This is a genomic window from Nonomuraea sp. NPDC050680 (genome assembly GCF_040654555.1).
In the GTDB taxonomy this organism is placed as follows: domain Bacteria; phylum Actinomycetota; class Actinomycetes; order Streptosporangiales; family Streptosporangiaceae; genus Nonomuraea.
The window spans coordinates 55,281-75,671 of the sequence record NZ_JBFAIF010000036.1; the positions used below are offsets into that span (position 1 = coordinate 55,281).

Below are 20,391 nucleotides of genomic sequence, written 5' to 3' on the forward strand. Positions count from 1 at the left end.
ATCGGTGCTAGGTGAGATATGGTTCGCCGTCCTCCCCGACGGTGAAGCGGGTCTTGCCGCGGCAGGCGTGCTGCTTCCGGGCGTCAGTCAGGTGATCGACCACGCCTCCGGGCGGCCGTGGTTGATCGGAGACTGGCCCGGCCACCAGATCCGTCTGGCGGCGGCGGGAGCGGCACGGGTGGCGGTGATCGGGCGCTGCCCGGTCACCGCCACTGACCTGGCCCAGCGGCTGGCCCGGACACCCGACGTCGAGCGGATCGAGCAGGTCGTCGCGGGGCTGGCGGGCAGCTTCCACCTGGTCGCCTCGATCGACGGCAGGGTGGCGGTGCGCGGCACCGCCTCGGCCGTCCGCCGCGTCTTCCACGCCCGCGTACGCGGTGTGACCGTGGCCGCCAGCCGTTCCGACGTGCTCGCGTGGGCGACCGGCGGGCGGATCGACGAGCGGGTGCTGGCCACGCGGCTGCTGCCGAGCGGGGTGGTCGGCCCGTTGCAGGACCTCGGTGTGTGGCGTGACGTCAGTTGCCTGCCCCCCGACCGTACGCTGCTGATCGAGCCCACCGGCATGACCGGCATCCGCACCTGGTGGCACCCACCCGAACCGGCCCTGCCCCTGGCTGAGGGGGCGACGGCGCTCCGCGAGGCGCTGACCGGCGCCGTGGACACGTGCACCGCGGACGGCGGCACGATCAGCGCCGACCTGTCCGGCGGCATCGACTCCACCAGCCTCTGCTTCCTGGCCGCCCGTGGCCGGGCAAGCCTGATCACCGTGCAATGCGAGGGCATGGACCCCGGCAACGACGACCCGGCCTGGGCCTTCCGCGCGGCCACCGACCTGCCGGCGGCGACGCACCACGTCATCGGCCACGACGAGCTCCCGCTGTGGTTCGCCGGTCTGACCGAGCCCCAGCCGTCGATGGAGGAGCCGTCCGGCTGGGTACGCGACGCGGCGCGGCTGGCCGACCTGGCCTGGCGGCTGAGCACCGCCGGTTCCCGGCTGCATCTGATGGGTGTCGGCGGCGACGAGCTGTTCTCGCCCCTTCCGCCCTACCTCCACGACCTGGTCAGAGACCGCCCGTTCGCGGCGCCCGCGCACCTGCGCGCCCGCCGGGCCCGCTGGCGCGGCTCCTGGTGGCGGATGCTGCGCGCGGTGGCCGACCGCACCGACCACCCGGCCTGGCTGGAGCGCTGCGTCGCCGATCTGAGCACCACGCCCGCGGCCGCGGACCCCTACTCGATGGCCTGGGGACCGCCCCTGCGCATGCCGCCCTGGGCCACCGCCTGCGCCGTGCACGCGGCCCGCGACGTGCTGGCCGGGATCGCCGCCGCGCGGCCGGCGCCGCTGTCGCCGCGGCGCGCCCAGCACCGGGCCCTGCTCTACGCGCGCACCGGCGGGGCCGGGCTGCGCCAGATCGACCAGGCCACCTCCCGCCTGGGTCTCCCGTACGCCGCGCCCTACCTGGACGACGCCGTGATCGAGGCCGCCCTGTCCGTACGGCCGGACGAACGTGCCGGGCTCGGCCGTTACAAGCCGCTGCTGGCGGCCTCGATGGACGGCGTCGTGCCGGCCGAGCTGCTCGAGCGCTCGACCAAGGGCGAGTACGGCGCCGACTTCTACGCCGGCTGGCGGCGCCATCGTGACAGCGTGCTGGAGCTGTTCGAGGCGTCGGAGCTCGCCCGGCTCGGGCTGATCGACACCGGCGCCCTGCGTGCCGCCCTGCTCGACGTGCACCCGCGGCCGCACGTCATGGAACCCCTGTCGCAGACGCTGGCCTGCGAGATATGGCTGCGCTCACTGACCCCACACCGGATGCCGGCCATGACCACGGGAGACTCCTGATGCCCTTCAGCCTGCGCGGCGGCGTGTCCGCCGCGCACTCCAACGACGGCATGGTGCTGCTCGACGAGCGCGCCGGCCGCTACTGGCAGCTCAACGCCACCGCCACGCTGGTCCTGCGCGCCCTGCTCTGCGGCGCCTCTCCGGGCGAGGTGGCCAAGAGGCTGACCGGCAACCATCCGGGGCTGTCCGTCGCGGCCCCCTCGACCGCCCCATGAGGCCGGGGGCGATCCATACCCGCTCGCTGCGCAAGTCCTACCAGGGCATGCGCGCTGTGTGCGGGATCAGCCTGAACGTCGAGGCCGGGGAGATGTTCGGCTTCCTCGGGCCCAACGGGGCCGGCAAGTCCACCACGATCTCGATGCTGTCCACGCTGCTGCGGCCCAGCGGCGGCCGGGCCCTCGTCGCGGGCATCGACGTGCGCGACGACCCGAAGGAAGTACGCCGGCGCATCGGGCTGGTCTTCCAGGAGCCGACCGTCGACACCGACCTGACCGTCCGCGAGAACCTCGCCTTCCACGCCACGCTCTACGGCCTGGGCAAGCACGACGCGCGCCGCCGCGTGGCCGAGGCCGCGGACCTCGTGGGCCTGACCGGCCGTGGCGACACGCTGGTACGCACCCTGTCCGACAGCATGAGACGGCTGCTGGAGATCGCCCGCGGACTGCTGCACGAGCCGGGGGTGCTCTTCCTCGATGAGCCCACGGTGAACCTGGACCCGCAGGCCCGCGCGGAGATCTGGGAGCATCTGCGCGAGCTGCGCCATCGCCGGGCCATCACCGTGTTCCTGACCACCCATCACCTGGAGGAGGCCGAATACTGCGACCACATCGCCATGGTCGACCGGGGCCGGGTGGTCGCCGACGACTCCCCGGCCGCGCTGAAGCGACTGATCGGCACCGACCGCATCCATCTGCGCACCGGAGACGACCAGGCCGCGGCCGCCACGCTGTCCGACTACCTGGGCCTGTCCAGCGCTTGGGGGCCTGACGGCCTGTACGTCCAGGTGAGCGACGCGGCCACCGCCATCCCCTGGGTGTGCACCGTGCTGCGGGTGCCCGTCCACTCGATCGAGGTACGCCGCCCCAGCCTCGACGAGGTGTTCCTGCGCTACACCGGCCGTACCTTGGACGGCGCGTCGCGTCCGGGGGTGTGGCCGTGACCGTGGACGTCCATCCCCCCATCTGGTCACGTCTCCTGCGCCGGCTCTGGTGGGAGACGCGGGCCGCCCACGTGGTGTGGCAGCGCGAGCTGCTCCACTATGTCCGCAACCCGGCCCGCCTGATCATGACCCTGGCCCAGCCGGTCGTCTACCTGCTGGTCCTCGGCACCGGGCTCGGCGCCCTGCTTCCGGGCGGCGACAGCTACCGCACCTACCTGTTTCCCGGCGTACTGCTGATGACCGTCCAGGCACCCGCGGTCGCCATCGGCGCCTCCGTCGCGGTCGACCGCGAGGCGGGCTTCCTCAGGGAGATGCTGGTCGCGCCCGTCCATCGGGTGAGCCTGCTGGCGGGCCGGTGCGCGGGCGGCTCCACCGTGGCCACCTGTCAGGGCGCGCTCGTCCTGGGTCTGGCGGGCCTGGCGCACATCCCGTACGCGCCTGAGCTGATGCTCGCCCTGGTCGCCGAGATGGCGCTGATCGCGTTCGCCATGACCGCGTTCGTCGCCCTGCTGGCCGTGGTCATCTCCCCGACCCCGACCTTCCACGCGGCGCTGGGGTGCGTACTGACACCGCTGGTGTTCCTGTCGGGCGCGCTGTTCCCGATCGCGGGCCTGCCGGGCTGGTTGACCGCGCTCATGGTGGCCAACCCGCTCACCTACGTGATCGACCTGCTCCGGCGGACCATCGCCCCCTACCTCGCACGACCGGAGCCCACTACCGTCCACTCGCCCGTCCTCATGGAGCTCGCCGTCACCGCCGGAGTCGGCCTGTTCTCCCTCCTGCTGGCCGCCCGCCGCCTCTCCCGCCCCCGCTGAGGCCGCCCGGAGGGAGGACCGCACTACACCAGACCGACCATGAACCCCTCGTCGCGGATCCCCAGGTAGGCCGCGGGATGGTATTGCCGCATCGCCCGCTCGATGACCGGAATGTACTTGGGGTTGGAGCCAAGGGGCAGCCGGTAACCGTTCTTGACCGTGTGGAACTCCCACAGGTGCTCCAGCTCCGGATGGCGGGCGCGGAACCCTGGGATGCTTCAGTGTTTTGCGAAGCGAGTCAGCAGCTCCGGGTGGCGAAGGCCAGGAACTGCGTCGCCTCCTCGGCGGCGAAGTTGTCGTCGGACCCGATCACCAGCGTGCACTCGCCCGTGCGCAGCCGCGGCCCCCAGGCCAGGCTCTCCAGGTTCTGTACCGGAGTCCGGACCTCGTCGAGGTCGGTGACCAGGCGTTTGGTGACCGGACGGTAGGAGCCGCCGGTCGTCAGGCTGTTCCTGGCGAGCACGTTCGTGGCCCCACGCAGATCGATCTCGTACAGCTTCACCCGGTAACCGACACCTTCGAGCCAGGAGCGTTCCAGAGCCAGGAACCGGTGCTCGTCGATCGCCAGGATCTCCGAGACCCCGCTGTCGGAGTGCCCGGTCGGCGGGACAGGGGCGGTGGGCAGGGGATCGATGGGGTAGACGTACTGGGCGCTCGGCTTGCTCCCGAAGCGGCTCCATACGGTGAGGCGGGCCGCCGCGCCGTGCTCGACGGTCGGCGGCTCCCCATCCTCGAAACGCGGGCCCTCGGTGACGGTCGTGATCGTGCGCGGGGTGAGGGCCAGGCCCTCGATGCCGAAGTTGCGCCTGGGCCCGCTGTCCGTGGTGGTCATGCGCATGTTGGCGGGCATCGGCAGCTCGCCGACCTGCCGGCCCTGGGCGTCGGCCCGGTGGACGTACAGGCCGGACGGCGGGATGTCCGGATGCCCCTCGTCCGGGCGGTCGCCTTCGTCACCCCACAGCAGCCGGCCGGTCCACGGGTCGTAGCGGATGGTCTCCGGGTCGGCGGAGCCGGGCTCCCCGTACGGGGGGTAGGTGCTCCCGTCGGGGCGCAGGAAGCTGTCGACCCCGGTGAGATGCACGCCGGTGAACGCGCCGGTCGTCCGGTCGAAAGCGAAACGCCCGGTGTAGAAGCGGGCCGGGCCGTAGCGGCCACGGTCGTCGGAGATGAGGTACCAGGTGCCGGTGAGCGGGTCGCGATCGAGTCCGGACAGGCCGCCGACCGTGGTGCCGGCGTAAGGCATCTTGTACGGCAGTCGCTGCTCGCCGAGGAACCGGGTGATCTCGACGGGCTGCGGCGAGGCACTCGCCGCCGTGGCTGCGGGCACGGCGGCGAGGCCGATCGTGACCGCGACGGCCGCGGTGATGCCCACTATTCTCCGCATTCAGCTCTCCCCATTCGGCGATACCGGCGGGGATATGAGATCGCGGATTCTTCGGAAAGTCCACGCGTAAAAATGACGGCGATTCAGCCGCGATCAGCGAGAAAAGGGCTCACATGATGGCGAGTTGCCCACCGTCGATGACCAGCTCGGTGCCCGTGGATGAACGTCGTTCCAGGGCCAGCACCGGGCCAACTGGCCGGCGATCATGGCGGGCACGGTTCTGACGATGCTGCCGGTGCCGGGCGTGTTCCTGTTCGGGAGCTCAGCCCTGCTCCGCGACCGCCCGCCGCAGGTTGTGGCCCACCTCTTCCATCCGGGCCGGTGACATCCTGTCCTTGATCGCGGTCACGCTCACCGCGGCGACGGGAGCCGTCCGCCCCAGGAAGATCGGGGCGGCCACGCGGCGCACACCGGGTTCGTTTCTCCTCCATGTCGAGCGCGTAGCGGCGCTGCCGGACCTGGTCCAGGTGGGTGGCCAGCTTGGCCCAGCCGCATCGGGCGCACCCGCGTGCGCAGGTGCGGAAACTTGCCTAGTCGGTCCCTAACTCTTTACAGCATAAGCTATTGTGTGGATGATTGGTTTACAGCGTATGGAGTTAGCGGGAGGCTCATGATGAACGAGGCGAAACTGCACGACGGAAGCACGATCAACCTGGAGGTGCACGGCCAGGGCCCGACAGTGCTGCTGCCGGTCAACCCGGTGCCGATCGAAGGCACCAAGGCCGACGAGATGCGCAAATGGGGCGTCGACCCGGCGCTCGGCCGCAACCTCATCGACGGGCTGTCGGACGCGTTCAGAGTCGTCGCCTTCGACTACGAGGGCCACGTCCTGGCCACCCCCAAGCCGGACACGCTGACCCCGGCCAACATCGCCGCCGACCTGCTCGCCATCGCCGACGCCGTGGACGCCGCCCGGTTCGCCTACTACGGCTACTCGTGGCTCGCGCTCAGCGGGCTGCAGCTGGCGATCAGGACCGACCGGCTGTCGGCGCTCGTCATGGGCGGCTACCCGCCGCTCGACGGGCCGTACGCGGAGATGCTCAGCGTGACCATGGCCACCTACGAGATGTCCGGCCAGGACCCCGCTCCGCAGAAGACGGAGCGCAAGGCCGACGAGTACGACTGGGACTCCGCGGAGGTCACCATGACGGAGGCCCAGACCAGGCAGTTCGTCACCCTCTACGAGGGTCTGCAGGATTTCGACGACCGGGCGGCGCAGGCGAGCCTGAGCTGCCCCCGTCTGTGCTTCGCGGGCTCGGCCGACAAGATCGAGTACGGCGAGCGGTGGGGCGGCGTGGATGTGGACATCGCCGGGCCGATGGTGAACCGGCGGGCCGAGCTCGAATCGTTCGGCTGGGAGGTGCGCGTGCTCGACGGCCTCGACCACATACGGGCGATGCAGGTCGCCAACGTCCTGCCGATCCTGCGGCCCTGGCTCGAGAGCCGGATCAGGTGAGCTCGGCGATGGGGACGCGGCGGAAGGCGATGGTGGAGTAGGCGCTGGTGTCACCCGTCTCGTACAGCAGCCCGACCGTGTCCGCGTCCACCCTGACCAGGTCCGAGTAGGCCGCGGGCAGACCCGAGACCGTGTGCACGGGCCGCCACGTGACGCCGCCGTCCGCGCTGGCCCGTACGGTCATCACCGCCCTGGCGTCGGGCGCCCCGGGGGCGGAGAACAGCAGGACGTCCGGCGCGTCGCACTGCAGCACGCTGCCCTCCACGACCGGGCAGACCAGATCGGCCTGCGGGCGGAACGGCGTTTCGAGCGTCTGCCCCCCGTCGGCCGAGTAGGCGTCGGCCCGGTTGCCGGGAGCGGTGGAGTCGGTGCGGGAGTTGACGTAGAGGCGGCCGTCCGGCAGCTCGGTGGCCGTGGACTCGTTGATGTTGAGGTAACCGTCGGGGTTGCCGTCGACGTACCCGATGCGCCACGAGGTGCCGCCGTCGTCGCTCAGCAGGCAGTGGCCGCCGTTGTACTTGCCCTCCGTGCCGTTGTCGTGGCCGGTCGGGGGCACCGAGTGGTTGGCGGGGACGACGAGGCGGCCCGCGTGCGGCCCCTGCCGCAGCTCGACCGCGTGGCCGGGGCCGGTGGCGTACCAGCGCCACTCGGGCCGCTTCGTGCCGGCGGTGATCTCGCGGGGCGCCGACCAGGTGACGCCGTCGTCATCGCTCGACTGCACGTACACGCGGCGGCCGTCGGCGGCGGCGACCTGGCCGCGCCTGATCTTGTCCTCGGTGGCGGCGGGGCCGTTGCGCACGTACACCAGGACGATCCGGCCGTCGCGGGTCACCACGGGGGCCGGGTTGCCCGCGGTGCCCTTGTGCGGTTCGGAGGCGACCACGCGCGGCCCGTCCCACGTGGCACCGCCGTCGGTCGACCTCCCTAGCACGATGTCGATGTGGCCCGAGTCGCCGGCCGAGCCGTGCCGCCCCTCGGCGAAGGCCAGGATCGTGCCGGCCTTGGTCACCACCGCCGCCGGGATGCGGAAGGTGTGGTAACCGTCGGTGCCCGCCCGGTAGGGCACCGATGTGGGGTAGCCGTGCGCCATCGGGTTCCTCCTCGTCCGTCTGCGGATGCGACCCTATGGCGCGTACGTACGGTCGCCGGGCCCGCTCACTTGCCCGCCCGCAGGCGATCATCCACTGCTGCACCGGCGTTAACTCCCGCTTCACCTGACCCGCGCCGAGTGTCCGCTGCCAGCCAATTGCCAGGAACGCTGGGTAACCTCCAAGCGCATGACCTGGCAGCACAAGATCAACAAGGCGCTCGGCAAATATGCCGGCGTCCAGTTCTCGCGGGTCAGCAAGGCGGCTCCGGAGAGCCCCGCAAAGCCGCCGGCCGACCCCGCCGACAGGCTGTTGAGCGAGCCGGTGTTCATCCTGTCGCCCGTCAGATCGGGCTCCACCCTGCTGCGCGCGATGCTCGACGCCCACTCCCTGGTCCACGCCCCGCACGAGCTGCATGTGCGCAGGCTCGCGGTCGAGTTCGGGACATCACTGGCGGAACGGTCGATGGCGGCGCTCGGCCACAACCGGGCCGATCTGGAGCACCTGCTCTGGGACCGGGTGCTCCACCGCGAGCTGGTCCGCAGCGGCAAGCGGCACATCGTGGACAAGACCCCGGCCAACGCCTTCGCCCACCAGCGCATCGCCACCTGCTGGCCCGACGCGCGCTTCGTCTTCCTGCTGCGCCACCCGGCCTCCATCGCCGCCTCCTGGCACGAGGCCGCCCCGGACAAGCGCGACCGCGAAGCGGCCGCCGCCGACGCGCTGCGCTACATGAAGGCGGTCCAGCGGGCCAGGAAGGCGCACACCGGCCTGACCGTGCGCTACGAGGACCTGACCGCGGACCCCGAGCGCCAGACGAGAGCCGTCTGCGAGTTCCTGGGCGTCCCCTGGGAGCGGGAGATGCTCGCGTACGGCCGGCCCGACGTGCTCACGAAGGGCCTCGGCGACTGGCGAGACAAGATCCGCTCCGGCAGCGTGCAGCCGGGCCGCGAACTTCCCACACCTGAGGAGGTGCCCGAGACGCTCCGGGACATGTGCCGGAGCTGGGGATACTCATGAAGATCCGATATCTGCTGCTGCATGCCTACGGGCAGGGCGGGACGATCCGCACCGTCATCAACCAGGCCAACGCGATGGTCGCGCTCGGTCACGAGGTGGAGATCGCCAGTGCCGTACGACGGCGCGACAAGCCACAGTTCGCCATCGATCCCCGCGTGACGCTGGTTCCGCTGGCCGACCAGCGCAGCGGCGTGCCGGTCGATTCGCTGGGCCGCAAGCTGTGGCGGAGGATGCGCGGCAAGATCGTGCCCTTCGGGGAGTTCGCCGCCGACTACTTCACCGAGCGGGTGGAGAAGGCGGTCATCGACTACGTCTCGCGCCTCGAAGGCGGCATCCTGGTCACGACCCGGCCCGCGCTCAACCTGATCGCCGCCCGCCGTACTCCCAAGAGTGTCGTCTGCGTCGCCCAGGACCACATGAACGTGGGCGCCTACCCCGAGACGATCACGCGGGAGATCGCCCGCCACTACGGCCGCTTCGACGCGGTCGTCGTGCTGACCACGAAGAACCAGGTCGAATACCGCATCCTGCTGCCCGGCACGCCCATCGTGCGCATCCCCAACGCGCTGCACGGGTCGGGGCCGGTCTCCAAGCAGGTGAACCCGGTCGTGGTGGCGGCCGGACGGCTGGTCAAGCAGAAGGGCTTCGACCTGCTCATCCCGGCGTTCCAGCAGGCGGCGCGGCGGCATCCCGACTGGCGGCTGCGCGTGTACGGCGGCGGCCCCCGGAAGGCCGAGCTCACCGCGCTCATCGCCAAGCTCGGTCTGGAGGACCGGGTGCAGTTGATGGGCCGTACGGACCGCCTGGAGGAGAAGCTGGCCGGGGCGTCGATCTATGCGCTCTCCTCCCGCTTCGAGGGGCTGCCGATGGTGATGATCGAGGCGATGGGGCAGGGGTTGCCGATCGCCGCGTTCGACTGCCCCACCGGCCCAGCGGACGTGCTCACCCCGGGCAAGGAGGGGCTGCTGGTGCCGCCCGGGGACGTCGCCGGGCTGGCGGACGCGCTCGACCAGCTGATGTCCGACAAGGCGCTGCGGACCCGGATGGGGGCGGCGGCCAAGCGGACGGCCGCGAACTACCACCCCGACTCGGTGATGCCGCTGTGGGAGGACCTGTTCGCGGAACTGCTCAGCCGCGAGCCCATCATCGACAGCTATTGGACCCGCTAGCGGGTACAGCTGTTCGACCCGCTAGCGGCCCTGGCGGTCGCGCCACTCGGAGACGACGCGCTCGACGTCGTAGGGCATCAGGTTGAGCGGCGGGCCCTGCAGCCCGGTCCTGATCGCCTCGCGGATCCGCGCATTGATCTCCTCGATGATCCGCCGCGCCTCGGTCTCCGACCTGGCTCCCACGGCCTCGGCGCGCGCCTCCTGCGCGTCCTTGCGCAGGGCGAGCGTCGGCGGCAGCGGCATCGACAGCCCCTCGCTGCGGACCTTCTGCTTGATCCACCACATCTCGTCGTAAGGCTTGTCGAGGTCGGGGATGGGTTTGCCGGAGCCAGGCAGATTGTCGAACTCGCCGCGCTCGGTCGCCTCACGGATCTGCCGGTCGATCCATGACTCGAAGCTCATCCCACCCGGTTTGCGCTCTGTCATCCGCGGCCCCTTTCCTCAACCAAGATTATGCCGGGGCGCGATCGGCGCTCTCCAGCCGAGCATGGCTTCGGTCATCCGTACGGCCGCGACCGTAGTGGGCACGTCGTGCACGCGGAGGATCCGGGCGCCCTTCAGGACGGCGGTCACGTTCGCGGCGATCGTGCCCTCCGCCCGCTCGCGCTGCGGGCGATCGAGGGTCTCGCCGATGAAGTCCTTGTTCGACAGGGCGACCAGGGTCGGGTAGCCGATCGAGGTGATCTCGTCGAGCCTGCGCATGAGCTCCAGCGAGTGGAAGGTGTTCTTGTTCAGGTCGTGGCCGGGGTCGATGATGATCCGCTCGGCGGGGATGCCGGAGTCGAGCGCGAATCGGACCCGCTCGCGCAGGAAGTCCGCGACCTCCGTCACGACGTCGCCGTACACCGGCCGGACGACCGCCTTCCCGGGGCCGCCGAGGCTGTGCGTCACGATCACGGTCGCGCCGCTCTCCGCCGCGACCGCTGCCATGCCGGGCTCGCGCAGGCCGTTGGTGTCGTTGATGACGTCGGCGCCGGCCGCCAGGGCCGCCTTCGCCACGTCGGCGCGGTGGGTGTCGACCGAGATGACGGCGTCCGTCACGTCCCGGATCCCGCCGATGACGGGGACCACCCGGTCGATCTCCTCGCCGACGCTGATGCCGTCCTGGTCGGCGCTGAACGCGAACCCGCCGACGTCCACCCAGTCGGCGCCGGCCGCGACGGCGGCCCGCGCCGCCTCCACGGCCCGGTCGAGCTCGAACGTCCGGCCCTTGTCGTGGAAGGAGTTGGGCGTCCTGTTGACGATCGCCATGATCGCCACCTGGCGCGCGAAGTCGAACTCGCGGCGTCCGATGCGCCGGACAGGGAAGAGGATGTCGCTCACGTTGTCCCCCGGTGCCGACGGTGCTGCCATCTTGGCCGGGCCACGAGCGCCGCGTCTATCACCATCTCCTCAGTATCAAGCCTCGGCTGTCACACGCCGACCAGGGTCCGGCTCACGGGGTGGCGGGCGCTTTCAGAATCTTCGAAATGCTCGACAAAGACCCCCTGATCACACCAAACTCTCCTGGCAGGGGGCGCGCGACGAGGGGCGTCACCGCCGCTCCCATCAAGTTGGCCGAGGCCCACTCTCCCAAACGGCGGTGGCCCCCGTTGACAGCGCGGTGGCCCCCGTTGACAGCGCGGTGGCTCCCGTTGACAGCGCGGTGGCTCCCGTTGACAGCGCGGTGGCCCCCATGGCCTTGCTCACCAGCGCGTCCACCAGCCAGGCGAAGCTGTCGTCCAGCGAGACGCGCAGTGCGAACACCCCGGCCGACTCCAGCGCGCAGAACCCCTGAACCGCGCTGCGGATGCCGCGGGCGGCGTGCGTCAGGGCGGCTCCGGTCAGCGAGCCGACGGCCAGGACGTCGACGGTGACGGCCGCCGCCTCGTCCGCGGCACTGCGTACTTCTTCGTCGTCGAAGCCGTCCACCGCGAAGTGCGTGGCCGCGTACAGGGCCGGATGCTCGCGCGCGTATGCTCGCTGGGCGTGGGCCAGCGCCCTTAGGGCGTCGGCTCCCGACCGGCCGGTGGCGGCGCGGCGGCAGTGTTCGGCGAGGTCGCGATGTCCCTTGACGGACAGGGCGATCCGAAGGTCACGCAGCCCGCCGGGCAGGTGGACGTACAGGCTGGGCGCGGCCACACCCAGATGGCGGGCCAGCGCGCTGATGGACAGGGCGTCGATGCCGTGTTCATCGGCATAGGCGATCGCCCCATCTATCGTCGTCTGCCGCGTTAGTCTCTTACGCATCGTCCGCCCCGGAACCCTAACGGCTATAGGATTAATCCTAATACCAATAGGGGGGACTGACGTGATCACCAGGAGTATCGCGCGTCTTGCCGGAGCGGGAGCGGCTGCGGGTGTGCTGGTGGCCGCTATCGCCCTGCCTGCCGTGGGCGGCGCGGGGGCGCTGTTCAAGACCGCTTCGGCCGAGCTGAATCTCAAGGCGACAGACCTCCGCGAGGAGCCGCCGGCCGAGATGACCGCGATCCTCGACGCCAAGGGCAACCAGATCGCGCAGTTCTACGAGCAGTACCGCAAGGTCATCCCGTTGGCCGACATGGGCGACCTCATGAAGAAGTCGATCATCTCGATCGAGGACTACCGGTTCTACGAGCACGGCCCGATCGACATCGAGGGCACGGTCCGCGCTCTGGCGAAGAACCTGGGCACGGGCCGGGTGGCGCAGGGCGGCTCCAGCATCACCCAGCAGTACGTCAAGCAGGTGCTGCTCAACAACGCCACCACCGAAGAGGACAAGAACAAGGCGCTGGAGGCCACCTACGCGCGCAAGCTCAACGAGCTGCGCTATGCGATGGCCGTCGAGGAGAAGTACACCAAGGACCAGATCCTCGAGAAATATCTGAACATCGCCTACTTCGGCGCCAGTGCCTACGGGGTGGAGGCCGCGGCCCTGCGGTTCTTCGGTGTGCACGCCTCCGAGCTCAGCCTGGCGCAGGCGGCCACTCTGGCGGGCGCCGTGCAGGACCCCAACGCGACCGACCCCAACCTCGGTAAGAAGTTCCGGGATCGCCTGGTGGTCCGCCGCAACACCGTACTCAACCGGATGGCCGAACTCGGCAAGATCACTCCGGAGGAGGCCGCGGCGGCCAAGGCCAAGAAGCTCGGCTACAAGGGCACCCCGCTGCCCGGCGGCTGCGAGTCCAGCAAATACCCGTACTTCTGCGTGTACGTACGCAACGAGATCACCAAGAACCCGCTCTTCGGCAAGACGCAGAAGATCCGCACCGCGCTGCTCAGCCGGGGCGGCCTGAAGGTCAAGACCACGCTCGACCCCAAGATGCAGGCGGCGGCCGACAAGGCCATCAAGAAGCACGTCTTCGCCACCGACAACCCGATCGCCAGCGAGGCCCTGATCCAGCCGGGCACCGGGGCGATCAAGGCGATGGCGGTCAGCAGGCCATACGGCACGTCCAAGCGGAAGAACGAACTGTCGCTCAACGTGGCGGCCGACGTGGCCCACGGCGGCGGCACCGGCTTCCAGCCCGGCTCGACCTTCAAGACGTTCACGCTGATCACCGCCCTCAAGGAGGGCATGAAGATCAACGACGGCTTCACCGTCGGCAGCGGCTACCGGGCCCCCTACTACTCCTCCTTCAAGAACTGCAAGGGCGAGAACATCGGTGACCCGACGCACACCGTCAGCAACGACGAGGGCGGCGGCGGCTTCAAGTCGCTGCAGACCGGCACCTGGGGCTCGGTCAACACCTTCTTCCTGACGCTGGAGCAGCGCGTCGGCCTTTGTGACACCATCAAGACCGCCCAGTCGCTCGGCATCAAGCGGGCCGACGGCAACAAGCTGCAGGAATACGAGACCTTCACGCTCGGCATCAACGAGATGGACCCGATCACGGTCGCCAACGCCTACGCCGCCATCGGGGCGCGCGGCAAGTACTGCGCGCCGATGGCCATCACCCAGATCACCGACCGCGACGGCAAGGTCACCAAGTACGACCCCAAGTGCCGCCAGGCGCTCGACCCCGAGATCGCGGACGCCACGGCGAACGTCCTGAGCGGGGTGTTCACCAAGGGCACGATGCGGGGCGTCGGCGGCATCGGCCGGGACGCCGCGGGCAAGACCGGCACCACCGACAACCAGGCCACCGCCTGGTTCGCCGGGTTCACGCCCGACCTGGCCGGCGCGGTGAGCATCGGCGACATCCGGGGCGCCCAGGAACACAAGCTCAACAACATCACCATCGGCGGCCGCTACTTCGGCTCGGTGTTCGGCGCGAGCGTGCCGGGGCCGATCTGGAAGGACACCATGCTGGCGGCGCTGAAGGACATCGAGCCCACCTCGTTCCAGCCGATCAACTCCGCCCGCTTCGGCGGCTGCGGTCAGGGCTGTGCTCCCGTACGGACGACGCCGGACGACAACACCGACACCAACACCGACACCGAAGACCCCATCATCGACAACACGCTCCCCAACTAGCCGATACATCCTTCCGAGGCCCGCGCGCACGCCGTGCTCGCGGGTCTCGTGCTGACAACACTGTCAAATCGCCCTGTTAACAGCGGCGAAACATTGGTAACGTGGGAGCGCTCCCAGGATCTTTTTCCGCGAGGTGCTCCCATGTCTGAGCAGCCCACATTGGCACAGGTAGCGGCCGAAGCGGGGGTATCACCCGCGACCGCGTCCAGGGTCCTCACCGGCTCCGTACGGGTCAGCACCTCGACCCGACGGCAGGTCTACGACGCGGTGTCCCGCATGGGATACGTACGTCATCGCGCGCCCAGAGGATCGGGGACCAGAGGACCGGCCGCCGGGGTCACGGCGGTGGTCTGCGATCACCTGCCCCGATTATTCTCCGAGCCCTACTACGCCAGGTTGCTGTCGGCCGCCGGTGCCGTACTGGCCGAGCACGGCACGCAGCTCATGGTGACGACCGTGACCCCGACCGCGTCGGTGCTTCCCGAGTTGGGCGGAGCGGTGCTCCTCATCGGCGCCCGCGAACGCCATCCCCTGGCCATCAAGCTCTGCACGTCGGGCGTGCCGGTGCGGAACGTCGGCCGCCCCCCGCACGACCTCAAACTGCCGTACGTGGACGTGGACAACCACGACGGCGGCCGGCAGGCCGCCGAGCACCTGCTGCTGTCGGGCCGCCGGACGATCGCCGCCATCGGCGGCCCGCCGTCCCTGCCAGGGGCGCGAGACCGGCTCGACGGGCTGGTGCGTACGCTGCGCAGCGCCGGAGCGACGGAGGTGCCCGTGGCCTACGGCGACTTCACGGCCGCCTCCGGCACGCACGCCATGCAGTGGCTGCTGCGACACGCCCCCGGGCTCGACGCGGTCTTCGCCGCCTCCGACCTGATGGCCGCCGGCGCGGTCCAGGCCCTGCGCCGCGCCGGTCGCCGGGTCCCCGCGGACGTCGCGGTGATCGGCTTCGACGACGCGCCCGTCGCCCGGCGTACCGTCCCCGCCCTGACCACGATCCGGCAGCCGGTCGAGGAGCTCGCGATGGTCGCCACCCGATTACTCCTGGCCGGGACGACCGGCATCGACCCCGTCCTCCCCACGGAACTGGTCATCCGTGAGTCGGCTTGACCCGGGTGACGTCCTGGCCCGCAGATACCTGCTGCTGGATCCCCTAGCCCGCGGCGGCATGTCGGTGATCTGGCGGGCCTTCGACCAGTCGCTGCACCGGTTGGTCGCGGTCAAGGTGCTGACCGCCTCGCTCCATGCCGGGCTCGGCGAGCGGGTCCGCGTACGCAGCGAGGCCCGCGCCGCCGCCCGGTTCCTCCACCCGGACGTGATCGACATCTACGACTACGGCGAGACCGTGACGGAAGACGGCGAGGTGGCGGCCTACGTGGTGATGCCGCTGCTCGACGGCTCCACCCTCGGCGAGCGCATCGCCGAGGGGCCGCTGCCCTGGACCGAGGCCACGGCGATCGCCCTGCGGCTGGCGCGGGCGCTGCGCGACGGGCATGCCCGCGGCGTGGTCCATCGGGACGTCACCGCCGACAACGTGCTGCTCACCGCGTCCGGCCCGAAGCTGCTCGACTTCGGGATCGCGGCCGCCTCCGGCGACCCCGACGACGACCGGGGCACCCCGCCCTACGTCGCCCCCGAACGGCTGGCCGGCGCCCCCACCCATCCGGCGGTCGACGTGTACGCGCTCGGGGTGCTGCTGTTCGCCATGCTCACCGGCCGTACGCCCTATCCGGAGACCACCTGGGAGCAGATCGAGGCCGCCCACCGCACCTCGCCGCCGCCTCGAGTGACCGGCGTGCCGCACGGCATCGCCTCACTGTGCCGGAACTGCCTCGCGCACGACCCCGCGCGGCGACCGACCGCGGCGGAGATCGCGGACTCGCTGGCCACCGCGCTCGCGGGCGCCGCGCTCGGCCGGCGGGTACGGCGTGGCCTCGCCGTCGCCGGGACGAGCGTGATGGTGCTGTCCTCGGTGCTGTGGCTCAACCGCCCGATCGACGGCCTCCCCACCTCGCCATCGCCCCCCGCCGGCACCACGACCGCGCTCCGAACGGCCGCGCCTGGCACCATGGCCACACCGCGCGCGTCCGACATCACATCCGTCACGCGAGCGCCCGCTGATACCGCCGGCACCACGGCCGCCCCGCGCGCCTCCGGCGATGGCGCCGTCACGGCCGGGCCGTCCGCGAGCCCCGCCGCCAGCGCGTTACCCTTGGCCACGGCGGAACCGGCGCTCACCTCGGGACCGGCTATCACCGGGGGGCCATCCACCCATATCGTCCAGCGGTCGGCCGGCCAGGCGCGTACGGCCCGGCAGGCGGTGGACGGGTTCCACGGAACGCTGGCCGGCGCCGGGGCGTGCGGGGCCACCGATCACGACGTCACGCTGGACCTCCAGCAGGTCCTGCGGGGCGTGCTCGACACCCCCGGCCCCATCGAGCCCGGCATGGCGGCGCTGAAGCGCAAGCTGGCCGACCGCGAGCGCGAAGGCCGCCTCACACCGGCCTGCCGGACGCGGCTCCAGGCCCGTCTCGACGAGATCGCCACCGCGCTGGGCCCCCAGTGAGGGGTACGGCCGGACCGCACCCCTCATGCGCGATGAGCCTCGGCCGCACCCCTCGTGCGCGGTCGGCAGCCGCACCCCTCATGCGCGGCCGCACCCCTCATGCGCGGTCAGCCGCAGGCGTACCCCGACGGCGTCTGGGTGTTCCCGTCGGGCCGGCTCGCCTGGAAGCCGAAAGTGGTGCTCCCGCCGGGCGCCAGGGTGCCGTTGTGTGACAGGTTCCTGGCCGTCACGGTCTGCCCGCTGACCGTGAGGCTCGCGTTCCAGGAGCCCGTGACGGTGTGACCGGCGGGCAGTGTGAAGGTGACCGTCCAGCCGTTCTTGGCGGCGGTGCCGGTGTTGGTCACGGTCACGGGCTGCACGACGTAGCCGTTGCTCCAGGCGTTCTGTACGGTCGCGACGGCCGAGCAGCCGCCGCCCCCGCCGCCGGTCGAGGTGGTCACGCTGACCGTGTTCGACACCGGTGACTGGTTGTTCGCGCCGTCCCGCGCCCGTACCTGGTAGCGGTAGGTCGTGGCGGGGCTCAGGCCGCTGTCGGCGTAGGAGGTGGTGGTGCTCGTGCCGACCTGGGCGAAGGCGCCGGTGCCTGTCGCCCGCAGGATGTCGTACCCGGCCAGCCCGCTGCCGCCGGAGTCGGTGGCGGCGGTCCACGACAGGCTCGTACCGCTCGACGTGGTGCCCGACGCCGTCAGACCGGACGGCGTGGTGGGCGGCGTCGTGTCGGTGCCGCCTCCCGAGGTGGTGTACGAGAACGCGTTGACGGCCAGTCCCGTCCCGCCGACCCAGGGCTCGAACCCGGCCTGCACGCTGGTGAGGTACCACGATCGCTGGGCGTACCCGCGGCTGATCGCGTCGGTGAGGAAGGTGTCGATGGCGAAGTCCAGCGAGGACGTGGCCGAGGTGCGGACGTAGGAGATCACGTTCCAGCCGGTGTTGCCGAACCAGACCTGCCAGGTGCCGCCCGCCAGGCTCACCGTGCCGACGGGCGAGCCGACCGGCTGGATGGAGCCCTGCTTGTTGAGCCAGACCATGATCTCGGCCCCGGTGTTCTGCCCGTCGGTGCGTGGGGTCGGGTCGAACCAGATGTCATAGGCCGCGTCCCAGGTGCCCGCGCTCGGGTAGCTCATGCTGACGCTGGTGCGCAGGTTCCTGAAGCCACTCGCGCCGGCCTGCATGGGCAGACCGCTCCCGGCCGTGCAGAGGGCGTAGTGGCAGCCCGCGAAGATCGACGGGTAGGAGGCGGGTGCGCCGTTGGTCGGCTTGTTGTGCGCCGCCTGGGTGATCGTGAAGCCGGCGGCGGCCTGGTTGACGTCGATGCACTGCGCCGTGTCGGCTCCCCAGATGTTGTTCTGGACGATGTATTTGTTGCCCTGGATGCTGGTGGAGTCCACCTTCCCGCAGATCACCGGGGCGGCTTGGGCCGGAACGGCGAACAGTCCCGCGGCGAGGATCGAGCCGATCGCCGCAATGATCAGGTTGATGTGCACGCGCCTCATGGCATGTTGCTCCCGCTTCTCTGACAAGGAGTTGTGGGAGCGCTCCCACAACGCAGCATCTCGGCCGACACTGTCCCCGGCAAGCACTCGCCCGTGCCATCGCCCGCAGCGAGGCGAGCGACCAGGCAAACCCTGACCGGGACGGGGTGAAAGTTTCACGCCGCGTTGTCGGCCGGGTCGGCGCGTGGTTCAATCCGTCTAGCTGCCGGGCGGGCAGGTCGTGGGCGGGATCTCTGTCGCACGAACAAGGGAATCCCCATGAGATTCATCCGGTCGGTGGCCTTCGCCGCCGCTCTGGTGGCGACAATGCTCGCCTCCGCCCTGGTGGCTCCCCAGGCGCAGGCGCATGGCGTCACGATGTTCCCCGGTGCCCGTACCTACCTGTGCTGGAAGGACGGTCTGCGGGACAACGGGCAGATCATCCCCTACAACCCCGCTTGCGCGGCGGCCGTCGCGCAGAGCGGCGCCACGCCGCTGTACAACTGGTTCGCCGTCCTGCGCTCCGACGCCGGCGGCCGCACCAGCGGCTACATCCCCGACGGGCAGCTCTGCAGCGGCGGCACCGGCGGCCCGTACGACTTCACCGCCTACAACGCCGTCCGCTCCGACTGGCCGCAGACCCACCTGACCTCGGGCGCGAACATCCAGATGTGGCACAGCAACTGGGCCCAGCACCCCGGCACGTTCGTCTACTACGTCACCAAGAACGGCTGGAACCCGAACGCCCCGCTCAAGTGGTCCGACCTCGAGTCGTTCGGCAGCGTCACCAACCCGCCGGCCACCGGTGGGCCCGGCGCGCTCAACTACTACTACTGGAACGTCCAGCTCCCGTCCGGCAAGAGCGGTCGGCACATGATCTACGTCGACTGGATCCGCTCCGACAGCGCCGAGAACTTCTTCAGCTGCTCCGACGTCGTCTTCGACGGCGGCAACGGCGAGGTCACCGGCGTCGGACCCGGCGGCGGCAGCACGCCCGACCCCACCATCACCCCCACTCCCCCGACGCCCGGCGCCTGCTCCGCCACCTGGCACGCCACTGAGAACCCCGGCTGGCCGGGACACTTCCAGGCCGATGTGACGGTCAAGAACAACGGCACCGCCGCGCTCAACGGCTGGACGGTCAAGTGGACCTTCAGCAGCGGGCAGGGCATCGACGGATCGCCATGGAACGGCGTGCTGAGCGCACAGCCGCCCAACGCCAGCGTCACGAACGCCTCCTACAACGGGCAGCTCGCGGCGAACGCGTCCACCTCGTTCGGGTTCAACGCCACGGGCACCGTCCCCAGCCCCGCACCCACGCTGACCTGCACCAGCCCGTAGGTCATGCGCATTCTTGAAGAGGTGAGGACCAGAAGGGCCGCGGCGATCGCCGTCGTGGCCCTGATCCCCGTCGCCGGTGCCGCGCTGTTCGCAGGCCTGCACCAGGCGGGGCGATCGGACCTGCGCGATCAGCTCGCCACCCAGGTCACGGACATCCTTGAGAGATCCACACCGGCCGAGCACCACGACCACGGGCACGAGTTCGGCGAGCAGGCCGGCCGGGTCGTGTGCGCGGTCGACCCGTTCGGCTTCGACCCGCCGACCGCGACCACGATGGCCCAGGTGAAGTGGGTCTATGCCCGCCACATGTGCGCCATCACCGGTCCGGGCGCCGGATGGGCCGTCTCGGTGCGCGCCTCGGGCCCGATCGCCGTCCGGCTCGGCGATCCTCCTCTGGTACGGGTGCCCACGCCGGGCGCCGGTTATCCCGAGCGGGTCCGGCAGCTGATACCCCAGCGGTATCAGGAGGAGGCGTTCGGCGAGTTCGCCGACCAGGACGCGATCGAGGCGGCTCGCCAGAGGTTCGCCCTGGTGACGGCCCGATGAGTGGCGCCCGATGAGGGCATGCGGACGCGGCCGGCCGGAGGGGGAGGTCTCGCGGCCCGCCGCCGGCCACCCCACCCCGGGGGGTGGTTTCCAGGAAGAG

Annotated in this window: 18 protein-coding genes and 1 pseudogene; 12 read left to right on the forward strand and 7 right to left on the reverse strand. The window is 70.7% G+C overall.

Features of this window, described 5'->3' with window-relative positions; all coding sequences use genetic code 11:
• The first annotated feature begins 4 nt into the window (after positions 1 to 4).
• The 4 genes from AB0H88_RS50520 to AB0H88_RS50535 are packed head-to-tail and all read left to right on the forward strand — an operon-like array spanning position 5 to position 3,811.
• The gene (locus tag AB0H88_RS50520) at positions 5 to 1,837 is read left to right on the forward strand and encodes an asparagine synthase-related protein (protein WP_357657128.1); all 1,833 of its coding nucleotides are present in this window, start codon (positions 5 to 7) and stop codon (positions 1,835 to 1,837) included.
• Positions 1,837 to 2,052, forward strand: a complete 216-nt coding sequence (locus tag AB0H88_RS50525; RefSeq protein WP_357657130.1) for a PqqD family peptide modification chaperone — start codon at positions 1,837 to 1,839, stop codon at positions 2,050 to 2,052. The genes AB0H88_RS50520 and AB0H88_RS50525 overlap by 1 nt, the downstream gene beginning before the upstream one ends.
• Positions 2,049 to 2,996: an ABC transporter ATP-binding protein gene (locus tag AB0H88_RS50530; RefSeq protein WP_357657132.1), complete on the forward strand. Its 948-nt coding sequence runs from the start codon at positions 2,049 to 2,051 to the stop codon at positions 2,994 to 2,996. The genes AB0H88_RS50525 and AB0H88_RS50530 overlap by 4 nt, the downstream gene beginning before the upstream one ends.
• A complete protein-coding gene (locus AB0H88_RS50535; RefSeq protein WP_357657133.1) occupies positions 2,993 to 3,811 on the forward strand; it encodes an ABC transporter permease in 819 nt (272 codons plus the stop codon). Before AB0H88_RS50530 ends, AB0H88_RS50535 begins: the two co-directional genes overlap by 4 nt.
• 238 nt (positions 3,812 to 4,049) lie before the next feature.
• Here AB0H88_RS50535 and AB0H88_RS50540 read toward each other — a convergent pair whose 3' ends face one another.
• Both AB0H88_RS50540 and AB0H88_RS50545 read right to left on the reverse strand, forming a co-directional pair.
• Positions 4,050 to 5,195, reverse strand: coding sequence for an esterase-like activity of phytase family protein (locus AB0H88_RS50540; protein WP_357657134.1), 1,146 nt, complete (start codon positions 5,193 to 5,195; stop codon positions 4,050 to 4,052).
• Positions 5,196 to 5,457: 262 nt separating this feature from the next.
• Positions 5,458 to 5,607, reverse strand: a pseudogene (locus AB0H88_RS50545) (IclR family transcriptional regulator C-terminal domain-containing protein); the annotation flags it as partial.
• A gap of 198 nt (positions 5,608 to 5,805) precedes the next feature.
• Between AB0H88_RS50545 and AB0H88_RS50550 the strand changes: the two are divergent.
• Complete coding sequence (locus AB0H88_RS50550; RefSeq protein ID WP_357657136.1) at positions 5,806 to 6,651, forward strand: alpha/beta hydrolase; 846 nt, start codon at positions 5,806 to 5,808, stop codon at positions 6,649 to 6,651.
• Here the strand turns inward: AB0H88_RS50550 and AB0H88_RS50555 are convergent.
• Complete coding sequence (locus AB0H88_RS50555) at positions 6,644 to 7,741, reverse strand: sialidase family protein (protein WP_357657138.1); 1,098 nt, start codon at positions 7,739 to 7,741, stop codon at positions 6,644 to 6,646. The genes AB0H88_RS50550 and AB0H88_RS50555 overlap by 8 nt on opposite strands.
• Before the next feature lie 187 nt (positions 7,742 to 7,928).
• Between AB0H88_RS50555 and AB0H88_RS50560 the strand changes: the two genes are divergently transcribed.
• Together AB0H88_RS50560 and AB0H88_RS50565 are read left to right on the forward strand one after the other, a co-directional pair.
• A complete protein-coding gene (locus tag AB0H88_RS50560) occupies positions 7,929 to 8,759 on the forward strand; it encodes a sulfotransferase (protein ID WP_357657140.1) in 831 nt (276 codons plus the stop codon).
• Positions 8,756 to 9,928 carry a glycosyltransferase family 4 protein gene (locus AB0H88_RS50565; protein WP_357657141.1) on the forward strand — a complete coding sequence of 391 codons (1,173 nt, stop codon included), beginning with the start codon at positions 8,756 to 8,758 and terminating at the stop codon, positions 9,926 to 9,928. The genes AB0H88_RS50560 and AB0H88_RS50565 overlap by 4 nt, the downstream gene beginning before the upstream one ends.
• A 21-nt stretch (positions 9,929 to 9,949) precedes the next feature.
• On the opposite strand, the gene AB0H88_RS50570 is transcribed toward AB0H88_RS50565, so the two are convergent.
• The 3 genes from AB0H88_RS50570 to AB0H88_RS50580 form a co-directional block, all read right to left on the reverse strand.
• A complete protein-coding gene (locus AB0H88_RS50570) occupies positions 9,950 to 10,354 on the reverse strand; it encodes a DUF1992 domain-containing protein (RefSeq protein ID WP_357657142.1) in 405 nt (134 codons plus the stop codon).
• Positions 10,355 to 10,369: 15 nt separating this feature from the next.
• Entirely contained in the window at positions 10,370 to 11,251 is an 882-nt protein-coding gene (gene folP, locus AB0H88_RS50575; protein ID WP_357657144.1) for a dihydropteroate synthase, read from the reverse strand.
• A gap of 225 nt (positions 11,252 to 11,476) precedes the next feature.
• On the reverse strand, positions 11,477 to 12,157 hold the full coding sequence (locus AB0H88_RS50580; RefSeq protein ID WP_357657146.1) for a WHG domain-containing protein: 681 nt from the start codon (positions 12,155 to 12,157) through the stop codon (positions 11,477 to 11,479).
• A 61-nt stretch (positions 12,158 to 12,218) separates the two neighbouring features.
• Here AB0H88_RS50580 and AB0H88_RS50585 point away from each other — a divergent pair, with 61 nt between their 5' ends.
• The 3 genes from AB0H88_RS50585 (at position 12,219) to AB0H88_RS50595 (ending at position 16,932) form a co-directional block, all read left to right on the forward strand.
• Positions 12,219 to 14,363: a transglycosylase domain-containing protein gene (locus AB0H88_RS50585; protein WP_357657148.1), complete on the forward strand. Its 2,145-nt coding sequence runs from the start codon at positions 12,219 to 12,221 to the stop codon at positions 14,361 to 14,363.
• A gap of 141 nt (positions 14,364 to 14,504) precedes the next feature.
• On the forward strand, positions 14,505 to 15,476 hold the full coding sequence (locus tag AB0H88_RS50590) for a LacI family DNA-binding transcriptional regulator (RefSeq protein WP_357657150.1): 972 nt from the start codon (positions 14,505 to 14,507) through the stop codon (positions 15,474 to 15,476).
• Positions 15,463 to 16,932 carry a protein kinase gene (locus AB0H88_RS50595; protein ID WP_357657152.1) on the forward strand — a complete coding sequence of 490 codons (1,470 nt, stop codon included), beginning with the start codon at positions 15,463 to 15,465 and terminating at the stop codon, positions 16,930 to 16,932. Before AB0H88_RS50590 ends, AB0H88_RS50595 begins: the two co-directional genes overlap by 14 nt.
• A 107-nt stretch (positions 16,933 to 17,039) precedes the next feature.
• Here AB0H88_RS50595 and AB0H88_RS50600 read toward each other — a convergent pair whose 3' ends face one another.
• The gene (locus AB0H88_RS50600; protein ID WP_357657154.1) at positions 17,040 to 18,425 is read right to left on the reverse strand and encodes a cellulose binding domain-containing protein; all 1,386 of its coding nucleotides are present in this window, start codon (positions 18,423 to 18,425) and stop codon (positions 17,040 to 17,042) included.
• 258 nt (positions 18,426 to 18,683) lie between these two features.
• On the opposite strand from AB0H88_RS50600, the gene AB0H88_RS50605 reads away from it, so the two are divergent.
• Together AB0H88_RS50605 and AB0H88_RS50610 are read left to right on the forward strand one after the other, a co-directional pair.
• Positions 18,684 to 19,745 (forward strand): lytic polysaccharide monooxygenase, encoded by a 1,062-nt coding sequence (locus AB0H88_RS50605; protein ID WP_357657155.1) that lies wholly within the window; start codon positions 18,684 to 18,686, stop codon positions 19,743 to 19,745.
• Between the two features lie 21 nt (positions 19,746 to 19,766).
• Complete coding sequence (locus tag AB0H88_RS50610; RefSeq protein WP_357657157.1) at positions 19,767 to 20,291, forward strand: hypothetical protein; 525 nt, start codon at positions 19,767 to 19,769, stop codon at positions 20,289 to 20,291.
• Positions 20,292 to 20,391 lie beyond the last annotated feature (100 nt).

Excerpts from the sequence above, each read along its gene's own strand:
- AB0H88_RS50530 (WP_357657132.1), top strand. The coding sequence starts at position 2,049 with ATGAGGCCGGGGGCGATCCATACCCGCTCGCTGCGCAAGTCCTACCAG.
- AB0H88_RS50525 (WP_357657130.1), top strand. The coding sequence starts at position 1,837 with ATGCCCTTCAGCCTGCGCGGCGGCGTGTCCGCCGCGCACTCCAACGAC.
- AB0H88_RS50590 (WP_357657150.1), top strand. The coding sequence starts at position 14,505 with ATGTCTGAGCAGCCCACATTGGCACAGGTAGCGGCCGAAGCGGGGGTA.
- AB0H88_RS50570 (WP_357657142.1), bottom strand. The coding sequence starts at position 10,354 with ATGACAGAGCGCAAACCGGGTGGGATGAGCTTCGAGTCATGGATCGAC.
- AB0H88_RS50605 (WP_357657155.1), top strand. The coding sequence starts at position 18,684 with ATGAGATTCATCCGGTCGGTGGCCTTCGCCGCCGCTCTGGTGGCGACA.
- AB0H88_RS50565 (WP_357657141.1), top strand. The coding sequence starts at position 8,756 with ATGAAGATCCGATATCTGCTGCTGCATGCCTACGGGCAGGGCGGGACG.
- AB0H88_RS50560 (WP_357657140.1), top strand. The coding sequence starts at position 7,929 with ATGACCTGGCAGCACAAGATCAACAAGGCGCTCGGCAAATATGCCGGC.
- AB0H88_RS50550 (WP_357657136.1), top strand. The coding sequence starts at position 5,806 with ATGATGAACGAGGCGAAACTGCACGACGGAAGCACGATCAACCTGGAG.
- AB0H88_RS50580 (WP_357657146.1), bottom strand. The coding sequence starts at position 12,157 with ATGCGTAAGAGACTAACGCGGCAGACGACGATAGATGGGGCGATCGCC.
- AB0H88_RS50540 (WP_357657134.1), bottom strand. The coding sequence starts at position 5,195 with ATGCGGAGAATAGTGGGCATCACCGCGGCCGTCGCGGTCACGATCGGC.
- AB0H88_RS50600 (WP_357657154.1), bottom strand. The coding sequence starts at position 18,425 with ATGAGGCGCGTGCACATCAACCTGATCATTGCGGCGATCGGCTCGATC.
- AB0H88_RS50555 (WP_357657138.1), bottom strand. The coding sequence starts at position 7,741 with ATGGCGCACGGCTACCCCACATCGGTGCCCTACCGGGCGGGCACCGAC.